The sequence below is a fragment of the Lysobacter sp. CA196 genome (assembly GCF_052078695.1).
In the GTDB taxonomy this organism is placed as follows: domain Bacteria; phylum Pseudomonadota; class Gammaproteobacteria; order Xanthomonadales; family Xanthomonadaceae; genus Lysobacter.
In genome coordinates this window covers 41,427-62,049 of sequence record NZ_JBQJIN010000032.1, presented here as the reverse complement: position 1 = coordinate 62,049, position 20,623 = coordinate 41,427, and the positions used below count along the sequence as shown (strand labels likewise).

The following is a 20,623-nucleotide window of genomic DNA, read 5'->3' as shown; positions in this document are numbered from 1 at the left end:
TGGGTGTAGTGGTGGCCCATGTGCAGAACCCTTCGGTGGGTGATGCACTTAAGCTTAGAGACCGCCTTACCTTTCTTTTGTTGCTTTAGACAAAAGAAAGTAACCCGCCGCTTTAGTGGCGGAAGCTCTTGGCGTTTGATCTAGATCTAGATCTCGGTCTTGCTTGAGAGAGACGCCGCAAGACCGTCGCAGCGCGGTCGCGGCTTGCGCCGCTCCTACCCCCTGGCTCCAGCCGGGAGCGGTGCGCGGTTGAGGCGTCGTGATCGCTGCTTCTAGGGTAGGAGCGACGCGAGTCGCGACCACGCTCTGTCGGCCTCCGGCGCTGCCTTCAAGCAAGAGCAAAGCTTCCGTCCGCTAACGCGGCCGGTTACTTTCTTTTGCTGGCCCAAAAGTCCCACAGGGAGTTCCTTCGGTCAAAGCTAACCAAAGAAAAGGCCTTCCTTGCAAGGGCACAAGCCCGCGCGATCGAAGCCAACGCAGGGATGCTCCAGACAGGCCATCCATGGCCTGCTTGCGCACGGCCCGCATCCTTGCGGGCCGCCCTACGGGTCTTCATTTGACCGGCAAAGCGGCAAAGCAAGGCCATAAAGCAGAGCAGATCAAAATCTCGGCAACGGCAAAGGCAGATCGCCGAATTCAGGGCAAGAGCGGCGCAAGCCGCCCCCCCCATCACCAACGCGTCGGCTTACTCAACGGTGGCGCCTCGCGCTGGCGATCGTAAGCACGCAGTTCGTCGCGCAAATGAGCGATGCGCTGGCGGCCGAGGGCGTTGCGCTGCTCGTCCAGCACTACCGCGTCGAGCAGTTCGGCCATGCGCTGCGCGGTCGGCAGCATGGTTTCCCAGGCGTCCAGCGCCGGGATCGGCGCCGGGAGGGTCAGGAAGAACGCGACCGCCGGGGTCTCCAGCGACTGGATCGTCGCCATGTCGAAACTGCCGGGCTTCATGATGTTGGCGACGCTGAACACCGGGCCGCGCTCGGGATGGCCTTCGACCAGGCGGTGGAACACGCCCATGTGGCCGTAGACCAGGCCGGCCTTCTCGGCGGCGACGACGATGTCGGGGCCGTGCAGCTTCTGTCCGGCGCGCGCAGCCAGGTACAGGGTCACGATCTTGTCGAACTCTTCGCTGACGCGACGGCCGAGATCGCTGTTGGCGGCGTTGGCGCCGCCTTCCAGGGTGCGGTCGAACAGTTCCAGCTCGGCCTGGGTGGTGGCCTCGCCGGGCACCGCCGAGGCTTCGCCGAGCTCGTTTTCGATCTGCTCGCCCAGCGAGGGCTCCTGGCGGGTGCCGGGCTTGCGTTCGCCGGTACGCGGCGTTTCCTCACGGGCGACGCGCTTGCCCTGCCCCGGCTTGCGCGGGCGGCCGAAGAACACGATCGCGCCGATCAGGATCAGACCGGCGATGAGGATGCCGATCCGCAGCAGTGTCACGTCGGACATCGGTTGCTCCTATGTGGTGCGGGAATCGGGAACGGGAAATCGGGAATCGGAAAGCGACGATGGCGGCTTGCGATTCTGTGTTTCCTGTTTCCCGCTCCGAAGATTCAAATCAGACGATGGATGATGGCACGACAGAACGGAGCGATCGGTTGTAAACCATTGCCGATTCTCCATTCCCGGCACGTAACCGGGACCTACCCGGCTCGTGCGCGGCTCAGGCCGCACCGGCCAGGCGCGTCGCCTCGGCCAGGTCGACCGACACGAGACGGCTGACGCCGGGCTCGCGCATGGTCACGCCGGAGAGTTGTTGCGCGGCTTCCATCGTCGCCTTGTTGTGGCTCACGAACAGGAACTGTACCTGTTCGCTCATCTCGCTGACCATCGCGGTGAAACGACCGACGTTGGCTTCGTCGAGCGGTGCGTCGACTTCGTCGAGCAGGCAGAACGGCGCCGGGTTCAAACGGAAGATCGCGAACACCAGCGCCACCGCGGTCATCGCCTTCTCGCCGCCGGACAGCAGCGAGATGTTCGATACGCGCTTGCCGGGCGGACGCGCCATGATCGCCACGCCGGTGTCGAGCAAATCTTCGCCGGTCAGTTCGAGGTAGGCGTGGCCGCCGCCGAACAGGCGCGGATACAGCTCCTGCACGCCGGAATTGACCCGGTCGAAGGTGTCCTTGAAGCGGCCGCGGGTCTCGCGGTCGATCTTGCGGATCGCATCTTCCAGGGTTTCCAGCGCGGTGTTGAGGTCGGTGAACTGGGCGTCGAGGTAATCCTTGCGCTGCGCCGCCTCGGCGTGTTCGGCGATCGCGGCCAGGTTGACCGGTTCCAGGCGGCGCAACTTGCCGTCGAGTTCGGCGACCGTGCGTTCCCAGGTCTGCGGTTCGGCGTTCTCGTCGAGCCCGTTGACCACGTCTTCGAGCACCGCCCCGGCCTCGGCGATGGCGGTGGTCAGGGTTTCGGCCTTGAGCACCAGCGCCTGCTGCTCCAGGCGGCGCTGGCCGATGGCTTCGCGCTGCTGCAGGGCCTGCTCGTCGCGTTGCTGGCGGGTCTGTTCGAACTTGCGCAGGTCGTTGTCGATGCCGTCGAGCGCGGTGCGCGCGGCGGTCAGGTCGTGTTCGGCGATGACGCGCTGTTCCAGCGCGACCTGGCGCTGTTCTTCCAGCGCGACCACCGGCTGGTCGCCGTCGGCGAGCTGAGCCGAGAGTTCGCCGAGACGCGAATCGAGCTGGCCGCGCTGGCCGCCCATGCGCTCCAGCGCCTGGCTCAGGCCGGCGATCTGGGCGCGCTGGGTTTCCAGGGTCAGGCTCAATGCATGCGCAGCGTCGCGCGATTCGCGGGCGGCATTGCGGGCGGCGTCGCGCGCTTCGAACAAGCGGCGGCGCTCGGATTCGAGTTCCAGGCGCGTGTCTTCCAGCTCGCCCATGCGCTCGATCGCCGCTTCCTGGCGGGTGCGCGCTTCGCGCGCCTGTTCGCCGCCGGCGTCGATCAGGAGCAGCAGTTGTTCGAGTTCGGCATCGATCTTCTCGATGCGGTTGCGCGCCGAATCCAGGCGGCCTTGATGACTCTGCAACTGGCCGGCGAGTTCGGACACGCCGCGATGGGCCATGTACAGGGCACGCTGGGCGTCTTCGCGCTGTTGCTCGGACGCCAGCAGGCGGTCGCGCAACTGGATCTGGGTCTGTTCGAGTTCGCGCTCGCGGCCCTGCAGGGTCTCGATCTCGGCGCGCAGGCTCTGGATCTCGCGTTCGCGCAGCAGTGCGCCCTGCTTGGCCGCGCCGGAGCGCAGCACCCGCACCCAGCCGGCGCCGAGGCGCTCGCCGTTGCGGGTGATCACGGTTTCTTCCGCGCCCAGCGACGGCTGCAGCGCACGCGCCGCGGCCAGGTCGTCGGCGCCGTGCAGGCGCGACAACAGGCGGCGGATCGCCGCCGGGCCCTGCACCTTCGAGGCCAGCGAGGTCGGCGGGTAAACGCTGTCGTCGCGCGCAGGCGAGACCAGGGTCAGGCGGCCTTCGCCGAGTTCGCCGATCGCATCGACCAGCGCTTCCGGCGCTTCGACCAGCACGCCTTCGATCAGTTGGCCGAGCGCGCTTTCGACCGCGTTTTCCCAGCCCGCCTCGACGGTCAGGGTTTCGCCGACGCGTTGCGCCGAATCCAGCCCGCGCGCCTGCAGCCAGGTCAGCGCAGCGCCCTGCTCCAGGCCGAGCGCGGCCTGCTGCAGGGTTTCCAGCGAGGACAGCCGGCCGCGCGAGGTCTGCGCCTGCTTGCGCACCTCGGCCAGTTGGTTCTGGGTCGAACGTTGTTGTTCCTGCAGGTCCGAGACCGTGCCCTTACGGGTCTCCAGCTCGTCGGTCAGGCTTTCCAGCGATTCCTTCTGCAGGTCGTGCTGGCTCTGCAATTGCTCGAAGGCCTCGGCGAGCGCGGCGACATCGAGGCCGGTGCGTTCGCCGGTCATCGCCTGGCGGCGACGGTCGGCTTCGAGGGTCTGGCGGTCCAGGCCTTCCAGGCGGGTGCGCTCGACGTCGGCGGCGCGTGCGGCTTCGGATTGTTCGCGGCTGTGCGCGTCCCAACGCTGCTGCCAATCGTTGAGCCTGGTTTCGGCGTCGCGCAGCGCGTCCTGACGCGCTTCGTCGTCCTCGCGCATCGTCTCGATGCGCGGCTCGGCGTCGGCCACTGCGGCCAGCAGCACGTCGAGGCGCGACTGGTCGCTGCCGATGTGCTCGCCGATCTCGGCCAGCGCCGCCATCGCCTCGTCGCGCGCCTTGTGCAGGCGCCCGGACATTTCGCGCTGGTGCTGGATCTGTTGTTCGACCCGGGCCAGCACGCCGCCGACCTCGTAGCTTGCGGCCTGCGCCTTGTTGAGCGCTTCGGCGGCTTCTTCGCGGCGCACGCGGCCGGTCTCGAGCTCGCGCTCGGCCTCGCGCTGCTCGGCGATCAATTGCTGCAGGCGGGTTTCCTGCTGCGACAAACGCTCGCGCTGGCTCTGCAGTTTCTGGTCGAGGGCGCGGTATTCCAGCGCCTTCCACTCCACGTCCTTGACCTTGCGCTCGGCCTGGATCGCCTGGTACTGCTCGGCCTGGCGGGCCTGGCGGCGCAGATGTTCGAGTTGCTTGCCGACTTCCTCGCGCAGGTCGTTGAGGCGGTCGAGGTTCTCGCGGGTGTGGCGGATGCGGGTTTCGGTTTCCTTGCGCCGTTCCTTGTACTTGGAAATGCCGGCGGCTTCTTCGAGATAAACGCGCAGGTCTTCGGGCTTGGCCTCGATGATCTGGCTGATCATGCCCTGCTCGATGATCGAGTAGCTGCGCGGCCCCAGGCCGGTGCCGAGGAACAGGTCGGTGATGTCGCGACGGCGGCATTTGCCGCCGTTGAGGTAGTACTGGCTGGTGCCGTCGCGGCTGACCGTGCGCTTGACCGAGATCTCGTTGAACGCGGCGAATTCGCCGGTGATGGTGTGGTCGGAGTTGTCGAAGATCAGCTCGACCATCGCCTGCGAGACCGGCTTGCGCGCCGAGGAGCCGGCGAAGATCACGTCGGTCAGCGAATCGCCGCGCAGGCGGCTGGCCGAGCTTTCGCCCATGACCCAACGCACCGCGTCGATGATGTTCGACTTGCCGCAGCCGTTGGGCCCCACCACACCGGTCATGTTGGTGGGCAGATGCAGCGTGGTCGGATCGACGAAGGACTTGAAACCGGACAGCTTGATCGTGGACAGACGCATGCGCGGGTGTGGTCCCTGGCGCGCCGGGCGGCGCTGCCGTGAAAACGTGAAAATGGATGAGACAACATACCCAAGTTATTGAATCACTTGGAAGAGATGCCGCTTTCGACGGCGCTCCCTCGCGAGTATAGCGGGCCAGCGCGAGGCTCGCCGCGAACGCCTTCAGCGCTGCCTCAGGCGGCCGCGGCGCCGGCGCGCCCGCGGCCGGTGCGGAAACCCGCCGCTGCGCCGGACGGGCTCCGTCCCGCCACGCGTTCATGGTAAACATGGGCGATTCGGCGAATCGCCCGCGTTCGCCCGCCGCCACGACAGGGAGTGACACGGCAGCATGAGCTCTCGCAGCAGCCGTCCGAGCGACCCCAATCCGGCCCGCAAGGCCGGCGAACACCTGACCATGGCCGATCTGGCCGAATTGGCCGGCGTTTCCGCGATCACCGTCTCGCGCGCCCTGCGCGACAGCCCGCTGGTCAATCCCGAGACCCGGGCCAAGATCAAGGAACTGGCCGAGCAACAGGGCTATCAGTTCAACATCAGCGCGCGCAATCTGCGCCTGCGCCGCAGCATGACCGTGGCGGTGGTGGTCGAGATGAAACCCACCGTGGAGCGGCAGATGTCCGGCTCCTACCCGCTGGACCTGCTCGGCGGCATCAGCCAGGAGTTGACCTCGGCCGGCTACAGCGTGCTGCTGACCTCGCTGCAGGGCGGCGCCCTGCCGAGCGTGCAGGCCGCCGACGGGGTGATCCTGCTCGGCCAGGGCGCGCACGAAGACGCCATGCACGAGGTGCAGCGTTGGGGCCGGCCGATGGTGGTGTGGGGGGCGGTCAGCCGCCACGAGACCCAGGTCGTGGTCGGCAGCGACAACCACCGCGGCGGCAAGCTCGCCGCCGAGCGCTTCCTGGCCCTGGGCCGGCGCCGTCCGGTGTTTCTCGGCGACAGCGCCCACGGCGAATTCGCCGAACGCCTCGAGGGCTTCGTCGAGACCCTGGCCGAGCACGGCATCGTGCCGCTGACCCCGACCGTGGCCAACTTCACCGTCAGCGCCGGCGCCCAGGCGGTGCACCAGTTGCTCGACGGGCACCCGCAGTTCGACGCCCTGTTCGCGGCCAGCGATCTGCTGGCGATCGGCGCGATCCGCGCCTTGATCGAGCGCGGCCGGCGGGTGCCGGAGGACGTCTCGGTGATCGGCTACGACGACACCCCGCTGGGCGCGACCTATCTGCCGCCGCTGACCTCGATCCACCAGAACTTCGTCGACGCCGGCGTGTCGCTGGCGCGCAAGATCCTGGCGATGATCGAAGGCCGTCCGGCGCAGTCGGAGATCCTGCCGACCCACCTGGTGGCGCGCGTCACCTGAGCGTTTCGACGCGATGCGCAGCGCGATGTTGCATCGCAACGCGAAGCCCAATGCGGCGGCTCGATGCCAAGCGCTCTCCGCCGCGCCGCAGCAATCGCTTAAGCCCCTGATTCGAATCGCTTAAGCGGCACCCGAAATGCGACTGCCGACCTCCGAAAACAGGCACTGAAGCACAGTAACGAAGTCGATTGTTATCGATAACTTGACATCGATAACAACGCCTCTCTACGGTCCGCGGCAACGACGCACTCAGGTCCCCGCCGCGTGATTCAGCCCCAAGCCGCACCGCATCTCCCCCCCGCTTCCCCCGAGGCCGATGCCTGGCGCCTGCGCCAGGACCGCTTCGACCCGTCCCAGCGCCGCCGCGACGAAACCCTGTACGCCCTCGCCAACGGCTCGCTCGGCGTGCGCGGCGGTTTCGAGGAAGCGGTCGGCGGCAGCGACGGCAGTTTCCTGGCCTCGGTCTACGAAAAGCACCCGATCCACTACCACGAACGTTTCCCCGGCTTCGCCCGCAGCACCGACACCCGCCTGCCGGTCGCCGACGGCCAGCGCATCGCAGTGTGGCTGGGCGAGCAACGCCTCGATATCGATACCGCGCAGTGGCTGGGGTTCGAACGCGAACTCGATCTGCGCAGCGGCCGCCTCAGCCGTCGCCTGCGTCTGCGCACCGCCCAGGGCCAGACCCTGCAGATCCATGCCGAACGCGTGCTGCTCTTCGACAGCGCGAGCACCGGCGTCGATCTGCTGGCGATCCGCTACCGGGTCGAATCGATCGATTACAGCGGCCCGCTGAGCCTGGCCTCGGTGATCGAATGCGGCCACCAGGCCGCCGAACAGGGCGACGACCCGCGCATCGGCGTGGCGGTGTCGGAAGGCCTGAAGCTGCTGTCGGCGCAGGCCGACGAGCACGCGGCCCACGTCCTGCAATCGACCCGTCACAGCAACGTACGCGTGGCTTGCGCGCAGGCGCATCGCCTCGACCGCGGCCTGCATTTCGGCGCGGCCGAACGCGCCGACGAACACGTGCTGCAACGCTACGACGGCACGCTGCAGCCGGGCGCTTCGCTGACCCTCGAAAAATTCGTCGCCTACGCCAGCGGCAGCGAAGACAGCGAATTGGCCGAACGTGCGACGCAGGCGGTCGCACGCGCCGTCGCCGCCGGTTTCGATGCCCTGGCCGCGCAACAGGCCGCTGCCCTCGCTGAATTCTGGGACGGCGCCGAACTCTCCATCGACGGCGATGCGCCCGCCGAACAGGCGCTGCGCTTCAACCTGTTCCATCTGCTGCAATCGGCCGGCCGCGACGGCGTCAACGGCACCGCCGCCAAGGGCCTCACCGGCGAAGGCTACGAAGGCCATTATTTCTGGGACACCGAAGCCTTCATGTTGCCGGTGATGGTGTACACCGCGCCGGAAGTCGCCCGCGCGATGCTGCATGCGCGTTACCTCGCGCTGGAGCCGGCGCGCCGGCACGCGCGCGAGATGAACCATCCGCGCGGCGCCCTGTTCCCCTGGCGCACGATCACCGGCGGCGAATGCTCGGCGCACTATCCCTCGGGCTCGGCGGCTTATCACATCAATGCCGCGGTCGCGTATGCGGTCGGCCTCTACCTCGATGCCACCGGCGATGTCGATTTCCTGCTCGAAAGCGGCGCCGAGATCCTGTTCGAAACCGCGCGCATCTGGCCGCAGATCGGCCATTTCAATCCGCGCCGCGGCGGCGCCTTCTGCATCCATGAGGTTACCGGCCCGGACGAGTACACCGCCCTGGTCGACAACAATTTCTACACCAACCGCATGGCCCAGCAGCATCTGCTGCGCGCGGTGCGGGTGTGGCAGCAGTTGCACGACGAGCGCCCGCAACAGGCCGCGGAACTGACGGCGCGGCTGGGTCTGGAAGCGCATGAAGTCGACACTTGGCGCCGCGCCGGCGAGACCATGTTCCTGCATTACGACGAGGCCCTCGGCATCTATGCTCAGGACGACACCTTCCTCGACAAGCCGCGCTGGCCGTTTCCGAAGCACGAGGGCGAGCATCGCCCCTTGTTGCTCGACTTCCATCCACTCACGCTCTACCGCCACCAGGTCTGCAAGCAGGCCGACGTGGTCATGGCCCTGGTCCTGGCCGGCGACGGCATTCCCGCCGAGGTCAAGCGCCGCAGCTTCGACTATTACGAAGCGGTGACCACCCACGACTCGACCCTGTCGGCCTCGGTGTTCGGCATCCTCGCCAGCGAAGTCGGCCATGCCGAACAAGCGGCGAGGTACTTCGCCGAGAACCTGCGCGTCGATCTCGACGACCTGCACGGCAATACCGACCACGGCGTGCACATGGCCGCTCTGGCCGGCACCTGGCTCGGCCTGGTCTCCGGCTTCGCCGGCCTGCGCGCGATCGACGGCGTGCTGCATTTCGCCCCGACCCTGCCGGCCGGTTGGAACGGCTACGGCTTCGGCCTGCGCTGGCAAGGCCGGCGCCTGCGCCTGCGAGCGACCCGCGATGGCGTCGAATACAGCCTGCTCGACGGCGCGCCGCTGACGATCGAACACGAAGGCCGCCGGGTCGAACTCGACCGCGACACGAGCCTGCGAGTGCCGCTGGCCGCACCCGGCGGCCCCGCCCCGCTCGCCTTTCCGCGTCCGGCCCGCGCCTTGATCTTCGATCTCGACGGCGTACTCACCGACACCGCCCAGACCCATTACCGCGCCTGGAAGCGCATGGCCGACGAGGAAGGGTTGCCGTTCGACGAGCAAGTCAACGAACTGCTCAAGGGCGTCGACCGCATGGCCTCGCTCGACATCATCCTGCGTCACGCCGGACGTGTGCTCGGCCGCGACGAAAAGCTCGCCCTGGCCGAACGCAAGAACGCCTACTACGTCGAGGCGATCCAGGAGGTCACGCCGAAGGACTTGTTCGCCGGGGTCGAACGCCTGCTCGAACAGGCGCGCGCGCGCGGCCTCAAGCTCGGCCTGGCCTCGGCCAGCCGCAACGCCGGCGCGCTGCTGCAACGGTTGGGTATCGCCGACCGCTTCGACTATATCGCCGACTCGGCGCGCATCGCCCGCGCCAAGCCCGACCCGGAAATCTTCCTGACCGTCGCCGCCGCACTGGGCGTGCCGCCGTCGCACTGCATCGGCCTGGAAGACGCCGCCGCCGGCGTGGTCTCGATCAAGTCGGCCGGGATGGCCGCGGTCGGTATCGGCGATGCGCTCGCTTTGGCGCGCGCCGATGCCTGCCTGCCGGATATCGCTTCCTTCGACCTGGATGCTTTCGTTTTGCCCTGACCGCGCGCGGCATGCACTGCCGCGGCGGGGATACCACCACCGACCGATCCGTTTGCATAACCAATACAAGATGAGTGGGGAGAACACGATGCAGCACACGTCTACCAAGCAACGCCAACTGATGCGTTTCGCACTGTCCGCGGCGATCGCCGCCGCCCTGGCGCCGGGCTACGCCCTGGCCCAGGATGCCGCCGCAGCGGCCCCGGCACCCGCGCCGCAGGCCGAAAGCGGCAGCGAATCGGCGACCACCCTCGACGCGGTCATCGTCAGCGGCACCGCGCGCTTCAAGGGCATCCGCAAACGCGACGCCAGCTTCTCGATCACCACCGCTTCGCTCGAACAGATCCAGGAAGCGGTACCGCTGAGCACCGCCGACGCGCTCAAGGTGGTACCGGGCATCTGGGCCGAGTCGGCCGGCGGCAGCACCGGCGCCAACATTTTCGTGCGCGGCATGCCCTCGGAAGGCGACGCCCCGTTCGTCACCGTGCAGATGGACGGCGCGCCGCTGTATCCGCCGCCGACCCTGTCCTTCCTCGAGAACTCGACCCTGTTCCGCATGGACGACACCATCGAGCGCATGGAAGTGCTGCGCGGCGGCCCGAGCCCGATCTTCTCCAACGGCCAGCCCGGCGCGACGGTCAACTTCATCCAGAAAAAGGGCGGCGAAGAGCCGGCCGGCAGCGTGCGCGTGGGCCTGGGCAGCGACAACCTGCGCCGCGTCGACCTGTTCAACAGCGGCAAGCTCGGCGAAGGTTGGTACTACAGCGTCGGCGGCTTCTACCGCACCACCGACGGCGTGCGCGACACCCAGTTCCCGGCCGACAAGGGCGGCCAGCTCAGCGCCACCCTGACCCACAGTTGGGACAGCGGCGAGGTGACCGTGTATGCGCGCCACACCAACGACAAGAACGCCTTCTTCACCCCGATCCCGCTGCTCTCGCGCAACAACGGCAGCAGCCTGTCGAGCTTCCCGGGCCTGGACGCACAGACCGGCACTTTGCTCGGCAACGACTTCCGTCATGTGACCCTGCCGACCGGGCCGAACGGCCAGAGCATCACCCGCGACCTCGCCGAAGGCCGCGGCATCAACCTCGACGTGTTCGGCGCCTCGATGGACTTCTACGTCGGCGACTGGACCATCAGCGACCGGGTCAACTACGTCAGCGGCAGCGCGCCGACCAACGGCCTGTTCACCGGCGCCAGTCCGAAGACCATGGCCGACTTCATCGCCGGCTACGGCAGCGCCGGCACTGCGACCTATGTCAACGGCGGCGACGCGGTCGACCCGAACCAGCAGGTGCTGACCGCCGGCTTCTGGGTGGTCGACAAGGAACTGGAATCGTTCACCAACGACCTGCGCTTCAGCCGCGACCTGTTCGAAGGCAACACCCTCACCGCCGGCGTCTACTACGCGCGCTACTCGTCCAAGGACACCTGGTACCTCGGCAACAACATGCTGCTGACCGCGCAGAACAACGCGCGCCGGATCAACCTCAGCCTCGCCGACGGTCGCCAGGTCACCCGCGACGGCTTCACCGGCACCTCGTTCTTCTCGCTGCGCGGCGACTACGACGGCCAGAACACCGCGGTGTTCCTCGCCGACGAGTGGCAGATCAACGACCGCCTGCGCCTGGACGGCGGCATCCGCTACGAATGGCAGCAAGTCGACGGCACCGTGCACGACACCGCCACGATCGACCTGGACGGCAATCCGAACACCCTCTACGACAACGCCACCTCGGTGTCGCTGCCGACCTCGCGCCGCATCGACCAGGACGACAAGCATTTCTCCTGGACCCTCGGCCTGAACTACAAGCTCAACGACAGCGCCAGCGTGTTCGCGCGCGCCAACTCCGGCTACAAGCTGCCGGCGTTCGACAACCTGCGCGACGGCAACACCAAGACCCAGGAAATCGACCAGTACGAACTCGGCTTCAAGTCCGGCAACTCGGTCTACGACCTGTACCTGACCGCGTTCTACAACAGCTTCACCAACTCGCCGTTCCAGGCCTTCCTCGACGACGGCACCAACTTCACCACCGCCGGCGATTCGCAAGCCTACGGCGTCGAAGTGGAAGCGGCGGTGCGCCCGGTCGGCGGGCTCGAACTGGCCCTGACCGGCATCTGGCTCGACGCCAAGTACGAGAACTACCGCGAGTTCACCGGCAACCAGGTGATGCGCCAGCCTAAGCAGCAGTTCCGTTTCACCCCGAGCTATTTCTGGAACCTGCCGTTCGGCGACCTGAAGGTGTTCGCGACCTATTCGCGCATCGGCGACCGCTACGCCGACCTGGCCAACACCCAGAAGCTGCCCTCGTACCACACGCTCGATGTCGGCGCGAACATGCACGTCGGCGAAAACTGGGAGTTCGCCCTCACCGGCAGCAACGTCACCAACGAACTCGGCCTCACCGAAGGCAACGTGCGCGTGCCCGGCGCGGCCACCGGCGGCGTGTTCATGGGCCGTCCGATCGCGGGCCGTTCCTACCTGTTCTCGGCCGCCTACCGCTGGTGATCCATGCTCCGCGTCGCCGCTGGGCGGCGGCGCGGAGTTCGCACCGGGGCGGTGATAGCGCCCTCGCTTTCCTTTACTCGCGGCGGTCGCGCCGCTCCTGCCGTCCCTGACTCGGAGCGGTCATACCGCCCCCTGCTGCCCCTTACCTCACCGTTCGCGCCGGCCCCTTCCGGCAGCGGCCGTCGCCCCCTCTCTCCGGCGTCCGCACTTGGCAAACCGTCGCGAACGGTCTTTTATCTCCTGGCCCGGCCTCGCGCCGGACCGCTTATCCGCTCTCCGGCGCCGCGCCGGAGCGCTCACCGGAGCTCCGCCCGCATGAACCGAGGCCGCATGATCCTGGCGATGATCCTCACCTACATGGTGTTCGGGATCTTGCTCAACAGCGTCGGCACGGTGATCCTGCAGTCGATCCAGGGCTTCGGCGTCAGCAAGGGCGACGCCAGCATCCTGGAAGCCTTCAAGGACCTGCCGATCGCCATCGTCTCGTTCCTGACCGCTTCGCTGATGCCGCGCCTGGGCTACCGCCGCGCGATGATGCTCGGCCTGGGCCTGGTCGGCGCGGCCTGCCTGCTGATGCCGCTGCTGGCCTCGTTCTGGATGACCAAGCTGCTGTTCGTCGCCACCGGCGTGTCCTTCGCCCTGGTCAAGGTGTCGGTGTATTCCTCGATCGGCCTGCTTACCGAAGACAAACAGACGCACGCCAGCCTGACCAGCACTATCGAAGGCTGGTTCATGGTCGGTGTGCTCGCCGGTTACTGGATCTTCGCCTGGTTCATCGACCCGCAATCGCCCGGCGACCCGGTCTGGCTGCGGGTGTATTGGCTGCTCGCGGCGATCTCTACGGCGATCCTGATCCTGCTCGCGACCTCGAACATGGACGAGCGTGCCGCCAGCGACGGCCACGCCGTCGGCGATTCGTTTCTCGACATGTTCCGCCTAGTCGCCCAGCCGCTGGTCGCGGTGTTCCTGGTTTCGGCCTTTCTGTACGTATTGATCGAACAAAGCGTCGGCACCTGGCTGCCGACCTTCAATCGCGAAATCCTGCACCTGCCGACCACGATGAGCGTGCAGGCGGCGAGCATCTTCGCGGTGTCGCTGGCGCTCGGCCGGCTCGCCGCCGGCGTGGCCCTGCGCCGGGTGCCCTGGCATTGGCTGTTGATGGTTTGCGTGCTGGCGATGGCGGCCTTGGTGCTGCTGGCCCTGCCGCTGGCGAGAAATCTGCAGCCCGACCCGGCGATGAGCTGGGCGCACGCGCCCCTGGCGGCCTATGTGTTCCCACTGATCGGGCTGTTCATGGCGCCGATCTATCCGGCGATCAATTCGGTGGTGTTGAGCTCGCTGCCGAAGTCGCGGCACGCGGCGATGACCGGTTTGATCGTGGTGTTCTCGGCGCTCGGCGGCACCACCGGCTCGTTCATCACCGGCCAGTTGTTCGCCCGCATCGGCGGCGGCACCGCGTTCTATCTGTCGCTGCTGCCGATGGCGATGCTGTTGCTCGCGATCGCCTTGCTCAAGCGCCAGTCGGGCCTGGCCGAACGTCTGGCGGAGCGTCAGACCGCAGTGGTCTGATGCTTCGCCGATGCACGATGCCGGCCAAGCCGGCGCCGGTCGTTCCATCAGCGCATCATTCGAACAGCAGGTCATTCGATCAACACGTACTCGCCCTTGGCGCCGAAGCGCTTGCCGGCGCGCGCGCACAGCTTGCCGTCGCAACGGGTCAAGGTGCCGGCCTTGGTCGCATCGAGAATTTCCGCGCCGAACTCGGCGCGTTCGATCAGGCGCAATGACTTGCGGGCGAAGTACCAACTGCCGCCGACCGCCAGCAGCGAGCCGATCAGCAAGGCCACGGCGCTCTTGTAGATCAGGTTCTGCTGCGCGCGTTCGAGCTTCTTGCGCTGGTCGTCCAGCGCCTGCGCGGCGCGCGTGGCGACGTCGGCGCTGTCGCGCAGTTGCGTGCCGATCGCGCCGAAGGCCAGCTCGGCGCCGCGGCCGACCGCTTCCTGGGCCTGCGCCTGCACGGCGTGCACGATCTGCTGCGCCAGCTGCTGGGCGCCGGCGCCCATGCCCTCGGCGGCGCGGTGCAGTTCCTCGGCGCTGCGGTCCACGTGCTGCACCGCACGTTCGCTCTGGTCTTGCAGATGTTGGGCAAACACCGCCAGATCGGCGGCCAATCGTTTCAGGTCTTGCGCGTCCTGCACGATGCTTCTCCTTTGAGGTTATGGGCCGGCAGCAGGCCCGGAACCGGGGCCGCCACCGGTCGACGCCGGGTTCGCCGGGCCGCCAGCCGGCTGCGCGGCTTGCGCTCGCGCTTCGAGGTTCGCCTTGATCTGTTGGTAGCGGTCGTGACCGCTTTGCAGCCAGGCCTGGCCCTCGGCGGACTGGGCATAGTCTTGGGTCGCCGCCTTGAAGGCGGCGCCGTCCTGGTGCCTGGCCGCTTCGACCAGGCGGGCGAAGGTGAGGTCGATATCGTTGTCGTCGGTCATGAAGGTCGAATGGCGAAACGGAGCGCGCCGCAGACGGCGCGCGAAATGCTGCGAGGCTTCGGCCGACGCGAGGTCGGACAACGCCAGGCTGCGAACCTGGAATGACGCATGGATCGTGTAGCGCATGGATCATGGAGCGGCGAATGCGATGCGGCATCGCGGCCGGCGCCGCTCGGGGCCGGGCCACGTTAGCACTCGCTACGATCTGCGCCCACCGTACGGACCGGGCGACCCGTCGCCGTGTCCCCCGGCGCAGCGTGGCAGTGTGCCCTCACTGCATCGTCGGACTCAAGTGCGGCGCAACGCGGGCGCGCCGAATGCGCGCGCCCTACCTGCATTCAGAGCCTTGCGCCATCGATCACAGGCGCAGCTCGCTTTCGCGATCGAAGAAATGCATGCGCTCGGCGACGTAGGACAGATGCACGGTGTCGCCGGCGCGCGGCAGGTTGTACGGCGGCAGGCGCACGACCAGATCGCAGCCGCCGCAACCGAGATTGAGGAAGGCCTCGTTGCCGACCGGTTCGACCACTTCGACCTGGGCCGCCAGGGTGTCGGGGGCCGCCTCGGCCAGGTGCATGTCCTCAGGACGCAGACCGACCGTCAGTTCGCGCCCGATATAGGCGCGCACCTTGTCGCGGGTGTCGGCATCGGGGCGCAGGCTCAGTTCGACGCCCTCGCCGATGCGCAGGAACAGACCGCCGTCGCGCTCATCGACCTGGCCCCACAGGATGTTCATCTTGGGGCTGCCGAGGAAGGTCGCGACGAACAGGTTGATCGGCCGGTTGTACAGCGCCATCGGCGTGTCGATCTGCTGGATCTTGCCGTCCTTCATCACCACGATGCGCTGCCCCAGGGTCATCGCTTCGATCTGGTCGTGGGTGACGTAGATCATGGTAGTGCCGAGTTGGCGGTGCAGGCGCGCGATTTCCACGCGCATGCCCATGCGCAGTTTCGCGTCGAGATTCGACAGCGGTTCGTCGAGCAAGAACACCTGCGGTTGCCGCACCAGGGCCCGGCCCAGGGCGACGCGCTGGCGTTGCCCGCCCGACAATGCCGCCGGCTTGCGCTGCAGCAACGGCTCCAACTCCAGCATCGCCGCCGCCGCGCCGACGCGCTCGGCGATCTCGGCCTTGCCCATGCCGCGCAGCTTGAGCCCGAAGCCGAGGTTGTCGGCCACGGTCATGTGCGGATACAGGGCATAGCTCTGGAACACCATGGCGATGTCGCGGTCCTTCGGCGGCATGTCGTTGACCCGACGCTCGCCGATGCTCAGATCGCCCGAGCTGATCGTTTCCAGCCCCGCGACCATCCGCAACAGGGTCGACTTGCCGCAGCCCGACGGGCCGACCAGCACCAATAATTCACCGTCCTCGATCTCGAAACTGGCATCGGCGACGCCGACGTAACCGTTCGGATAAACCTTGCGCAGACGATCCAGCGTGACCTTGGCCATGAATTCTCCCGACAATGCGACCGGAGCGATGCATTTGTCCTCGCCCTGGGCTATTCTGCCATGTAACCGTTTTCATGCACGTCCGATTGGCTCCGGAGGCCACGACGAATGACCGATTCCCGCGCTGTTGCTTCTGTCCGCCCCACGTCCGAACGTCGTTTTCCCGAGGGTTTCCTGTGGGGCGCGGCCACCGCCGCCCACCAGATCGAAGGTTCGCCGATGGCCGACGGCGCCGGTCCGAGCATCTGGACCCGCTTCGCCCACACCCCCGGCATGACCCTCAACGGCGACACCGGCGATGTGGCCTGCGACCATTACCGGCGCTGGAAGGACGACGTCAAGCTGATGCGCGAACTGGGCCTGCAGGCTTACCGTTTCAGCGTGTCCTGGTCGCGCATCCTGCCCGAGGGCACCGGCCGGGTGAACCAGGCCGGCCTGGATTTCTATTCGCGCCTGGTCGATGAGTTGCTCGCCAACGGTATCGAACCACTGCTGACCTTGTACCACTGGGACATGCCGGCTGCGCTCGACGACCGCGGCGGCTGGCTCAATCGCGACTGCGCCGACTGGTTCGCCGAGTACGGCCGGGTCATATACCGCGCCCTCGACGGCCGGGTCAAGAAGTGGGTGACCCTCAACGAACCCTGGGTGATCACCGACGGCGGCTACCTGCACGGCGCGCTCGCGCCGGGCCACCGCAGCCGCTTCGAAGCGCCGATCGCCTCGCACAACCTGATGCGCGCGCACGGCGCCGCGGTCCAGGCTTATCGCGCCGAGGGCAAGCACGAGATCGGCCTGGTGGTGAACATCGAGCCCAAGTACGCCGCCACCGATTCGGCCGAAGACGCTGCCGCGGTCGAGCGCGCCCACGCCTACATGAACGAGCAATACCTCGATCCTGCCCTGCTCGGCAGCTACCCGCCGGAGCTGCGCGAGATCTTCGGCGAGGCCTGGCCGGAATGGCCGCAGGCCGACTTCGAGCTGATCCAGCAGAAGCTCGACTTCATCGGCGTCAACTACTACACCCGCAGCGTCACCAAGGCCGCCGAGAGCTATCCGCTCAACACCGGCGTGGTGCGCCAGCCGCTCGGCACCTACACCGAGACCGGCTGGGAAGTGTTCCCGCAGGGCCTCACCGACACCCTGACCTGGGTCAAGCAGCGCTACGGCGACATCCCGATGTACATCACCGAGAACGGCGCGGCCTTCTTCGATCCGCCGGTGGCCGAGCCCGATGCCAGCGGCGAGCGCCGGGTGCGCGACCCGCTGCGCATGGACTATCTGCAAAAGCACATCGGCGCGATCCACGACGCCATCCAGGCCGGCTGCGACATCCGCGGCTACATGGTGTGGTCGTTGCTCGACAACCTGGAATGGTCGCTGGGCTACTCCAAGCGTTTCGGCGTCGTGCACGTGAACTACGGCACCCAGGAGCGTACGCCGAAGGACAGTGCACGCTGGTATTCCAAGGTGATCGCGAGCAACGGCACTCACCTCGGCGAACCGCTGCCGTACTGAGACCGGCCGCACGCCGCGGCCCGGGCTGCGGTCGCGGCATAACGCCTGCTGCTCGTTCCCGCCGCGGCGGGGACGGCAAACGCAAGCAAGCGCGGCGCGATGTTTCCATGTGCCGCGCGCAGCATCGTCACCCTGCGGCGTCGAATATTGCCGCCGGGCGCTCAAGCGGCGATATGCTTGGACCCCGGCCGGGATCGTCGATCGCGACGACTCGAAGAACGCCCCGGCGGCGTTCGCCCGGCTTCCCCCTCAATCTTGGTTTGCGGGTTCCATGCACGACACCCTGCTGCTGTTCGGCGCCACCGGCGATCTCTCCCAGCGCTATCTGTTTCCGTCGCTGGTCCACCTGTGGCGCGACCGCCTGCTGTCGGCCGAATTCCGCATCGTCGCGGTCGGCCGCCAGGCCCTGAGCGACGACGAGTTTCGCGCCTGGTTGCGCGAACGCATGGCCAATGAGGTCGCCGACGACCCGGCGGTGGTCGAACAATTGCTGAGCCGGATCGCCTATGTCTCGGTCGACCTGAGCGACGAGGCCGCGATCGCCGAAGCCCTGGCCGGCTATGCCGACCGACCGAGCGTGAGCTATCTGGCGACGCCGCCGGATTTGTTCGTACCCGTGGCCCAAGGCTTGAAGGCGGCCGGCCTGCTCGAAGGCGAATCGCGCCTGGTCCTGGAAAAACCGATCGGCCGCGACCTGATTTCGGCGCGCGCCATCAATGCCGCGCTGCGCGCCTGCCTCGACGAAAGCCGGATCTTCCGCATCGACCATTACCTCGGCAAGGCCGCGGTGCAGAACCTGCTGGCGCTGCGCTTCGGCAACACCCTGCTGGAGGCGGTGTGGCAACACCGCTGGATCGAATCGGTCGACATCTTCGTCGGCGAGACCGCCGGCGTCGACGGCCGCGAAGGCTATTACGCCAATTACGGCGCGCTGCGCGACATGGTCCAGAACCACATGCTGCAGTTGCTGGCGCTGATCGCGATGGAGCCGCCGTCGGCGCTCGACGCCGACAGCATCCGCGACGAGAAGCGCAAGGTGCTGCGCGCCTTGCGGCCGATGACCGAGGCCGATGTCGCCACGAACACTGTGCGCGGCCGCTACGGCGCCGGCGTGGTCGAGGGCCGCGCGGTCAAGGGCTTCGTCCACGATGCGCCGGTCGAGACGTTCGTCGCGGTGCAGACCTGGATCGACAATTGGCGCTGGGCCGGCGTGCCGTTTCGCCTGGTCACCGGCAAGCGCCTGGCCGAACGCGCGACCGAAGTGGTGGTGTCGTTCCGGCCGGTCGCGCATTGGCTGTTCGAACGCCCGCGCCGCGGCCGCGAACGCCCCAATCACCTGCGCATGCGCCTGCAGCCCGACGAAACCATCGAGCTCGGCTTGATGGGCAGCCTGGCCGCGCCGGAATGGGGCGCGCTGGAACTGCGGCCGATGTCGCTGGATCTGCAGGCCTCGTCCTCGCCACAGCGTCGCATCGCCTACGAGCGCCTGCTGGTGGACGCGTTGCGCGGCAACCAGACCCTGTTCGTGCGCGACGACGAAGTCGAATCGGCCTGGCAGTGGATCGACAGCATCGAACGCGCCTGGACCCAGACCGCGCAACCCATCGTCGAATACCCGGCCGGCTCCTGGGGGCCGGCCGAAGCCGAGGCCTTCCTGCCCCCGGTCAACGGTCATCGTGGAGGCCAGGCATGAGCGGCGCCCTGCTCGCGGATATCGGCGGCACCAACGCCCGCTTCGCCCTCGCCCTGCCCGATCGCGCCGCGCCGCAGTTGCGGCCGGACAGCGTGCAGATCTTCGCGGTCGCCGACTTTCCGTCGCTGGCCGACGCTGCGCGGCATTACCTCGACCGCACCGGCGCCACCCCGAGCCATGGCGTGTTCGCCGTCGCCGGGCGCGTCGACGGCGACGAGGCGCGCATCACCAACCACCCCTGGGTGATCTCGGCCGAGCGCACCCGCATCGCCCTCGGCCTGCAACGCATCGATCTGGTCAACGACTTCGCCGCCCAGGCGATGGCGGTGTCGCTGCTGCAACCGGTCGACGTGGTGCCGATCGGCGGCGTCGCCTGGCGCGGCTGGAACGAACCCGGCGACCGCACCTACGCCATCATCGGCGCCGGCACCGGCCTCGGCGTCGGCGCGCTGCTGCGTCGCGACGGCCGCTATTACCCGCTGCAGACCGAAGGCGGCCACGTCAGTTTCGCCCCCGGCACGCCGGAAGAGATCGAAGTGCTGCAACGCCTGTCGGGCGAGTTCGGCCGGGTCTCCAACGAACGCCTGCTGAGCGGCAGCGGCCTGGTCAACCTGCACCGCGCACTCAGCCAGATCGCCGGCGAAGACCCCGGCCCGCTGCAGCCGCAGGACATCACCGCGATGGCCCGCGAAGGCGACGTGCGCTGCCTGCGCGCCATCGACGTGTTCTGCGCAGTGTTCGGCGCCGCCGCCGGCGACCTAGTGCTGACCCTCGGCGCCTGGGACGGCGTGTTCCTGCCCGGCGGCCTGGTGCCGAAGCTGATGCCGTGGCTGGCCCATTCCGGCTTCCGCCAACGCTTCGAGCACAAGGGCCGGTTCTCGCCGACCATGGCGCGGGTGCCGACCCTGGCGGTGACCCACCCGCAGCCGGGCCTGCTCGGCGCCGCGGCGCTGGCGGCGCAGTTCGTTCCGGCAGCTGACCGCACCGACGCGGCCTGATCGAGCACATTCCAGGGTAGGAGCGGCGCAAGCCGCGACCGCGGGCTTGCAAGCGCGCCGCGCAGCTACCGGCGCGGCCACGCTCGCGGCTTGCGGCCGCAGGGAAATCCCTTGGCTACGCCGCCCCTACCCCGGTCTGCATCGTCGGTCGCCCAGCGGCCTCGCC

General features: G+C 67.8%; 12 protein-coding genes. 7 read left to right on the top strand and 5 right to left on the bottom strand.

Annotated features, from left to right (window positions below):
- Positions 1-669: 669 nt before the first annotated feature.
- A complete protein-coding gene (gene zipA / locus ACTOWK_RS20640) occupies positions 670-1,440 on the bottom strand; it encodes a cell division protein ZipA (protein WP_441331967.1) in 771 nt (256 codons plus the stop codon).
- A gap of 214 nt (positions 1,441-1,654) precedes the next feature.
- Positions 1,655-5,158 (bottom strand): chromosome segregation protein SMC, encoded by a 3,504-nt coding sequence (gene smc / locus ACTOWK_RS20635; protein ID WP_441331966.1) that lies wholly within the window; start codon positions 5,156-5,158, stop codon positions 1,655-1,657.
- A gap of 328 nt (positions 5,159-5,486) precedes the next feature.
- On the opposite strand from smc, the gene ACTOWK_RS20630 reads away from it, so the two are divergent.
- The 4 genes from ACTOWK_RS20630 (at position 5,487) to ACTOWK_RS20615 (ending at position 13,881) form a co-directional block, all read left to right on the top strand.
- Entirely contained in the window at positions 5,487-6,512 is a 1,026-nt protein-coding gene (locus ACTOWK_RS20630) for a LacI family DNA-binding transcriptional regulator (RefSeq protein WP_441331965.1), read from the top strand.
- Positions 6,513-6,776: 264 nt separating this feature from the next.
- Positions 6,777-9,797 carry a beta-phosphoglucomutase gene (gene pgmB, locus ACTOWK_RS20625; protein ID WP_441331964.1) on the top strand — a complete coding sequence of 1,007 codons (3,021 nt, stop codon included), beginning with the start codon at positions 6,777-6,779 and terminating at the stop codon, positions 9,795-9,797.
- Between the two features lie 88 nt (positions 9,798-9,885).
- Positions 9,886-12,312, top strand: a complete 2,427-nt coding sequence (locus tag ACTOWK_RS20620; RefSeq protein WP_441331963.1) for a TonB-dependent receptor — start codon at positions 9,886-9,888, stop codon at positions 12,310-12,312.
- Positions 12,313-12,627: 315 nt separating this feature from the next.
- Complete coding sequence (locus ACTOWK_RS20615; RefSeq protein ID WP_441331962.1) at positions 12,628-13,881, top strand: MFS transporter; 1,254 nt, start codon at positions 12,628-12,630, stop codon at positions 13,879-13,881.
- A 71-nt stretch (positions 13,882-13,952) separates the two neighbouring features.
- Here ACTOWK_RS20615 and ACTOWK_RS20610 read toward each other — a convergent pair whose 3' ends face one another.
- The 3 genes from ACTOWK_RS20610 to ACTOWK_RS20600 form a co-directional block, all read right to left on the bottom strand.
- Positions 13,953-14,510 (bottom strand): hypothetical protein, encoded by a 558-nt coding sequence (locus tag ACTOWK_RS20610; RefSeq protein WP_441331961.1) that lies wholly within the window; start codon positions 14,508-14,510, stop codon positions 13,953-13,955.
- Positions 14,511-14,528: 18 nt separating this feature from the next.
- Positions 14,529-14,921, bottom strand: coding sequence for a hypothetical protein (locus tag ACTOWK_RS20605; RefSeq protein WP_441331960.1), 393 nt, complete (start codon positions 14,919-14,921; stop codon positions 14,529-14,531).
- Between the two features lie 232 nt (positions 14,922-15,153).
- Positions 15,154-16,248, bottom strand: coding sequence for an ABC transporter ATP-binding protein (locus tag ACTOWK_RS20600; RefSeq protein ID WP_441331959.1), 1,095 nt, complete (start codon positions 16,246-16,248; stop codon positions 15,154-15,156).
- Between the two features lie 108 nt (positions 16,249-16,356).
- Here ACTOWK_RS20600 and ACTOWK_RS20595 point away from each other — a divergent pair, with 108 nt between their 5' ends.
- The 3 genes from ACTOWK_RS20595 (at position 16,357) to glk (ending at position 20,457) form a co-directional block, all read left to right on the top strand.
- Positions 16,357-17,766 carry a GH1 family beta-glucosidase gene (locus tag ACTOWK_RS20595; RefSeq protein ID WP_441331958.1) on the top strand — a complete coding sequence of 470 codons (1,410 nt, stop codon included), beginning with the start codon at positions 16,357-16,359 and terminating at the stop codon, positions 17,764-17,766.
- 271 nt (positions 17,767-18,037) lie between these two features.
- The gene (zwf, locus tag ACTOWK_RS20590; protein WP_441331957.1) at positions 18,038-19,459 is read left to right on the top strand and encodes a glucose-6-phosphate dehydrogenase; all 1,422 of its coding nucleotides are present in this window, start codon (positions 18,038-18,040) and stop codon (positions 19,457-19,459) included.
- Positions 19,456-20,457: a glucokinase gene (gene glk / locus ACTOWK_RS20585; protein ID WP_441331956.1), complete on the top strand. Its 1,002-nt coding sequence runs from the start codon at positions 19,456-19,458 to the stop codon at positions 20,455-20,457. The genes zwf and glk overlap by 4 nt, the downstream gene beginning before the upstream one ends.
- Positions 20,458-20,623 lie beyond the last annotated feature (166 nt).